Below are 6,197 nucleotides of genomic sequence, written 5' to 3' on the forward strand. Positions count from 1 at the left end.
CCCTACGCCCCCGACCCCGACCCCGCACCACTCGTCCGCCTGCGCCGCGAACTGCGCGCCGTCCACGCCCTCGTCCACCGCGACCTGCTGCGCCTGGCCTCCCAGCGCCTCCACACCGCACTGATGCTGACCCAGCCGGTGCTCTACCTCCTGATCCTCGGAGGCGGCCTGGCCGCCCTGATCCCCGACGCGGCCCTGGGCGTCGGCTACCAGACCTACCTGTTCCCCGGCATGCTGATGATGACGGTCCAGACCCCGGCCATCATGGTCGGCATCCGGCTGATCACCGACCGGCAGAGCGGCTACCTGCGCGAACTGCTGATGGCCCCCGTACGCCGCTCCACCCTGCTCCTGGGCAGCTGCGCCGGCGGCACCGCGGTCGCCGCGGTCCAGGGCGCCCTGCTGCTCCTCCTCGCCGGGCTGGCGGGCCTGCCCTACGACCCGCTCCTGCTGGCCCTGCTCCTGGCCGGCGTGGTGCTGGTCTCCTTCACCATCACCGCGATGTCCCTGGCCCTGGCCGTCAGCCTGGCCCGCGCCGAAATGTTCCACATGCTGCTCGGCCTGGTGATGACGCCGCTGCTCTTCCTGTCCGGCGGCTTCTTCCCCCTGGCGAACCTGCCGGAGTGGGCCCGGACCCTGGCGGCCTGCAACCCGCTCGCCTACGGCATCGACCTGCTGCGCCGCTCCATCGGCCTCAGGGAACCGCAGCAGACCGCCGTGGCCGGCATCGAATGGTTCGGCCACCAACCCCCCCTCGCCCTCGAAGCAGTAGGCCTCCTGACGATCGGCACCCTGGCCCTCCTGTGGGCCACCCACCGCTTCGGCCGCCCCGAGTAGCCGCCGTCCGTCCGGACGCCCCCGTGGGAGCGCCCCGCAAGAGGCCGGCGCCTGTACGTCCGGTGACGCAGCGTCGGGACGGAGGTGCTGGTCACGCCGTGCGCGGCACGACACAGCGCGGCCACGTCCGAGGCCCCCCGCGCCGGTCCCGGATGGGGGCTGCACCCGGGCGGTGCGGTGGGGGGCGTACGGTGCGGACGCATCGTGACCTTCCTGTGCTGGGTCCCCTTGCTAGGCCCGCTCCAGCAGGGCGCTGCCGAGGTCGCTCACGGTGTAGTGCACCTCGCGCCGGTAACGATGGCTGGTGACGAGACCCGCGTCCCGCAGCACGCCCAGGTGCTGGGACACCGCCCCCAGGCTGAGCCCGCACCGGGCGGCCAGCTGCGTCGTCGTGGTCGGCGAACTGGTCAGCAGGAGCAGCCGGGCCCGGCTGCTGCCCAGCAGGCGCGCCAGCCCGTCCCCGGATGCGTCGCGGTGCTCCCACAGCGTGCCGACCGCCCGCGACGGGTAGACGACGGCCGGCGGCGTGGGACCGGGCCCGTCCAGCAGGCGGCAGCGCGCCGCGAAGGCGCTCGGGGCCAGTGTGAGACCCCGGCCGCCCAGCTCCGGCCCGCCCGCCGGCAGGTCCGCGGACACCAGCCGGTCACCGGCCCATCGCAGCGAAGGATGCAGCCGGGCGAACACCTCGTGGATGCCGTCCTCGGCGAGCTGCCGCGTCCGGTACGCGATGTCCGCCTCCAGAACGGACCGGATCCGCGGCCAGTACGGTCTGACCGCCGCCTCCCACCAGGCACGCAGCGCTTCCACCAACTCACGCGCCGCGGCCCCGCGTTCCTCCGGCCCGGCGGCCAGCACGGCCAGCTCCTCCTCGAACTCGGCCAGCGGACACCGCGGAGGGGGCGTCACCGACTCCGGCCACGCAGGCCAGGAGGCGAACTCGTGGAGCGGAGCGATCCGCCCGGCGAGCCTCCGGTCCTCCCACAGCACCACCGCCCCCTTGATTCACGGCAGATGGACGGCGTACCGGCCCGGGTCCGAAGCCGCCCGGAACGAGGCGACGGTCTCCCACAACGGCGAAATCGCGAACCTGACCCCAGCGACGTCATGCACACCGAAGCGCACCTCACCCATGCCCCGCTCCCCCCGGATGCCCCCAACCCTTTAGCCCAGCCTAAAACATTGGCGATCCACCCCCTGGCGCGACGATCTTCCCCCTCATGAAGCCCATCACACCCGTCAACCCCCTCAACCCCACGAAGCCCATGAGGTCAATGAGGCCTCCCCACCCCGAGGGCGACTTCCGCAGGCTCTGGGCCGCCGACACCGTCAGCCAGGCCGGCTCCGCCGTGACCCTCCTCGCGCTGCCCCTCGTCGCGATCGGCACCCTGCACGCCACACCCTTCCAAGCGGGCCTCCTCGTCACCGCCGAGTACCTGGCCTTCCTGCTCATCGGCCTGCCCGCCGGTGCCTGGGTGGATCGGACGCGCCACCGCCCCGTCATGGTCGCGGCCGACCTCGCCCGCGCCGCCCTCCTCCTGTCCGTCCCCGCCGCCGCCTGGCTGGACGCCCTGACCCTCGCCCACCTCTACACCGTTGCCTTCGGTATGTCGGTGTGCACCCTCTTCTTCGACGTGGCCGCCCAGAGCGCCCTCCCGCACCTCATCCGCCCCGACCGCCTCACCGGCGCCAACGCCCGGCTGGAGACCACCCGCAACATCACCCAGGCCACCGGACCGGGCCTGGCCGGAGCCCTGACGGCCGCGCTGACCGCACCCGCGGCCCTGGCCGCGGACGCCGTCAGCTACCTCCTGTCCGCCCTGCTGCTCTCCCGCGTCCGCCAGGTCGGCAGCCCGCCCCCACAGGACCGGCCGCACCCGACGGGCGACCTGAGGGCCGAGATCTCCGAAGGCCTGCGCTTCGTCTTCGGCCACCCCGTGCTGAGGGCCCTCACCACGGCCTCCGCCATCTCCAACCTCTGCGGCACGATCGGTGCCTCCATGCTGCTGGTCCTGCTCGTGGGCGACCTGGGCCTGTCCCCGCTCCTGTGCGCTGCGGTGTACACGGCCGAAGCCGTCGGCGGCCTCCTCGGCAGCCTCCTCACCCAGCGCATCGCGGCCGCCCTCGGCCACGGGCGGGCGATGTGCGCCTCCGTCGCGCTCGGCGGGACCCTGTGGCTGCTGGCCGTCCCCTTCTACCAGGACGACTGGCGCTTCGCCGTAGCCGTCACCCTCCAGGCGCTCGGCTGGACGGCCTTCATGACCTTCAAGATCACCTCGCTCTCCTACCGCCAGCACCTGTGCCCCGCACCCCTCCTCGGCCGGATGACCGCGACCGTCCGCTTCGTGGTGTGGGGTTCGATGCCGGTCGGCGCCCTCCTGGGAGGAGCCCTGGGCCAGTGGCTCGGCGCCCGCGCGGCCCTGTGGATCGGAGCCACCGGTGAACTCCTCGCCGTCCTCCCCCTCCTCCTCTCCCCCCTACGCTCGGCCCGCCGGCCGGCAGCGTCGTGACCGCCTTCGTGCTGATGGCCCGGTGACCGAGTCGGCACTTCGGGTGCAGAGCTCTTCGACGTCCACCTCCTCCGCTTGGCGGCAGGCCAGGCGCCCGCACTGTCCGCGCAGCTCGAAGCGGTGCGGGACTGACGAGCCCGCAGGCGGACTATCTGGAGCCGCTCGTTTCGCCGGTACGCTGGGGGCCGCCTGCTGCCGGGAAGCTGACTCAGGTGACGGTGAGGAAGCCACGGCCGCGCTCGTCGAGCTCGGCCACGCAGCGCAGGCCGCAGGCCCTGAAGCGGTCGAGGTAGCCGCCCATGCGGCAGAGGCCTTGCGGGTGCGGACGGAGCGGAGCGGCAGCGCCCGCTGGACATCGCCGCCGACTGCGGCCCACCGAGGTGGAGTTCACCCCCGCTCCCCAGCCGAGCCGTAGGCCGGAAGGGCCGATCTGGCACCCCCGGGGTCTCATGCTGTCCCAGCGTCGAACGGGTTCACGCCCACGAGGGCGGCGAAGTTGTGGCGTGTGAGTATTGATGACCTACCGCCAGGCTTGACGATCACCGGCTCTGCCTGGCCGTCGACCGACGCGGTGGCGTTGAGCAGGCCGAGGGACGGTCGCACGGACAGAGCGAGGGCCTGCTCCGCCAGGACCGTTCGGTAGGGCCGAAGTAGCCGTCGTAGGCGACCCCGGTACGCGCTCTCACCCGCGCCACGCGCTGTGTCCCCCCGGGAGTGACACAACGGCGGTGGCCCGCGCCCTCTCCAAGAGGTGCGGGCCACCGCCGTGTGGCGACGGCTACCAGCGATACCAGCGGCCACCGCCGCCCTGGGGACGGGCGACGAAACCGATCAGCCACAGCACCAGTACCGCGAGGGCGACCCACCACAGGACCTTCACCGCGAAGCCGGCACCGAAGAGGACCAGTGCGAGCAGAAGAACAAGAAGCAGGGGAACCATAGTTATCAACCTCCGAGCCGTCGTGTGCCCGGCTGGCCGCCACCCATGCACGCAGACTTTATGCGTTTCTTACGTTCGTTGGGGGGGTAGCCGAGACAGCCGCCTCACCGCGGCGACCTTTTCTACCGGGGCCAGCCCGGCTGGGGCAGGCGGACTTCGTCCTGACATGTGGCGGGCGGCCTGGCCGCCGTGACCACCGTGCACCGGGAGATGGACACATCCCTGGAGGCCACCGCCCTGCTACTTGCCGAGCACATCAACCGGCTGATCAACGAACGCCGCTACGCCACGAGCCTGGTCGCCGACGCCCTTGCCGGCGTCGACCGGGACCGGTGCGCGGCAAGTTCGGCCGCGGTCGCCCCGGTCAGCCCCGGTTGCCCAGGTCCAGCCGGTCGAGCAGCCCGGCCGCCGTGAACGCGGCGACCAGTTCGTCACGCCCCTCGGTGAAGTGCCCCCAGCTGTCGTAGTGGACGGGAACCACCCGGCGCGCTCCGAGGATCCCGGCGGCATCCGCCGCCTGCGCGCTGTCGAGGACGAGCAGCCCGCCGTCGAAGAGCTGGGGAAAGCGCGGCGCCCCCGCGAACAAAATGGCGGTGTCCACCGGACCGAACCGCACGGCGATCTCCTTGACCAGGTCGACGGAGGCGTTGTCGCCGCTGACGTAGACCGTCGGCAGGCCCTGCCCGGTGAGGACGAAACCGACGACCTGGCCGGTGAACGGCTCGACCTCCTCGCGCGTGCCGGGCCCGTGCAGGGCGGGCACGCCCGTGACCGTGATCGTGCCGCCGTCGGGGCGGTCGAGGTCGACCGACTCCCAGTCGGCGAGCCCCTTGGCACCCGCCGCCAGGCGCTGTCCGCCCCCGGGCGTGGTCAGGGTCAGGGGGACGTCGGCGAGCAGGGCCCGGCCGGACTCGTCGAGGTTGTCAGGGTGTTCGTCGTGGGAGAGCAGGACCACGTCTATGCGGCCGAGGTCGGCCGGTGCGGCGGAAGCGGCGGCGGTCTTGGTCAGTCGCCGGCCGCTCGGCATGGGGTACTCGCGCGGCGGGTCGAAGGTGGGATCGGTCAGGAAACGCAGGCCGCCGTATTCGAAGAGGGCGGTCGGGCCGCCGAACACGCGGACGGGGACCTGCTCGACAGACGTACTGGTGTCAACCATCAGAACCTCACGGATGAGTTGTGGGCTATCCGTGATGATCGTAGGGGTATCTCACGGATGGACGCAACGGATAACATGAGAACCATGAGTGAGATCGCCACCGAATCCGCGCCCCCGCCCGCACCGGGAGCGCAGGACCACCTCGCCCTCGACTTCGTCAACAGCGCCATCGCGCTGCCGGGGGGGCGGTTCATCGATTTCCTCGGCACGCCCGAGAGCGCAAACCGGTGGCTCACCGCACACGGCCTCGCCCCGGCCGACGCCGGGGTCCGGGAAATGTGCGCAGCGCAGCTGCGCTCGATGCGAGAGCACCTCCGGGCACTGTTCGCTGCCCGCGCCGAGGGGCTGCCCGCCCTGCCCGCGGCGCTGTCCGCCCTCAACGACGCGATGAGCAAGGCCCCCACGGCGGCCCTGCTCTACTGGGACGAGAAGAACGGCCCCTACCGACTGACGCCGTGCCCCACCAACGAGATCCTCGACCGCGCCCTGGCGACCCTCGCCGCCGACGCGGCCGATCTCCTCACCAGCCCCGACGCCGCCCGCCTCACCGCCTGCGCGTCGAGCCCCTGCAACCGCTACCTACTGCGCCACGGCCGCCGCCACTGGTGCTCCACCCGCTGCGGCGACCGCGCCCGTGCTGCCCGCGCGTACGCCCGACGCACCCAGCCCCCAGCGGTAACGGACTGACGCTCCGAAATCGACGAACCCGCACCCGGGGTGGTTATCGGTTGAGGGTCGGCTGGGGGGTGGATGGTGG

6 protein-coding genes are annotated in these 6,197 nt (G+C 72.4%); 3 read left to right on the forward strand and 3 right to left on the reverse strand.

Going from position 1 to position 6,197, the window contains the following annotated elements; translation table 11 throughout:
- Positions 1-39: 39 nt before the first annotated feature.
- Entirely contained in the window at positions 40-837 is a 798-nt protein-coding gene (locus EF918_RS31245) for an ABC transporter permease (RefSeq protein WP_125652296.1), read from the forward strand.
- Between the two features lie 231 nt (positions 838-1,068).
- Here the strand turns inward: EF918_RS31245 and EF918_RS31250 are convergent, their stop codons facing one another.
- Positions 1,069-1,824 (reverse strand): helix-turn-helix domain-containing protein, encoded by a 756-nt coding sequence (locus tag EF918_RS31250; protein WP_260610832.1) that lies wholly within the window; start codon positions 1,822-1,824, stop codon positions 1,069-1,071.
- Positions 1,825-2,108: 284 nt separating this feature from the next.
- Here EF918_RS31250 and EF918_RS31255 point away from each other — a divergent pair, with 284 nt between their 5' ends.
- Complete coding sequence (locus tag EF918_RS31255; RefSeq protein WP_260610833.1) at positions 2,109-3,344, forward strand: MFS transporter; 1,236 nt, start codon at positions 2,109-2,111, stop codon at positions 3,342-3,344.
- A gap of 778 nt (positions 3,345-4,122) precedes the next feature.
- Here the strand turns inward: EF918_RS31255 and EF918_RS31260 are convergent.
- Complete coding sequence (locus EF918_RS31260; RefSeq protein WP_125652293.1) at positions 4,123-4,284, reverse strand: hydrophobic protein; 162 nt, start codon at positions 4,282-4,284, stop codon at positions 4,123-4,125.
- Positions 4,285-4,648: 364 nt separating this feature from the next.
- Positions 4,649-5,440: an MBL fold metallo-hydrolase gene (locus EF918_RS31265; RefSeq protein WP_125652294.1), complete on the reverse strand. Its 792-nt coding sequence runs from the start codon at positions 5,438-5,440 to the stop codon at positions 4,649-4,651.
- 84 nt (positions 5,441-5,524) lie between these two features.
- Here EF918_RS31265 and EF918_RS31270 point away from each other — a divergent pair, with 84 nt between their 5' ends.
- A complete protein-coding gene (locus EF918_RS31270) occupies positions 5,525-6,127 on the forward strand; it encodes an ABATE domain-containing protein (protein ID WP_125652295.1) in 603 nt (200 codons plus the stop codon).
- Positions 6,128-6,197 lie beyond the last annotated feature (70 nt).

The organism is Streptomyces sp. WAC06614 (genome assembly GCF_003949795.1).
Lineage (GTDB): Bacteria > Actinomycetota > Actinomycetes > Streptomycetales > Streptomycetaceae > Streptomyces.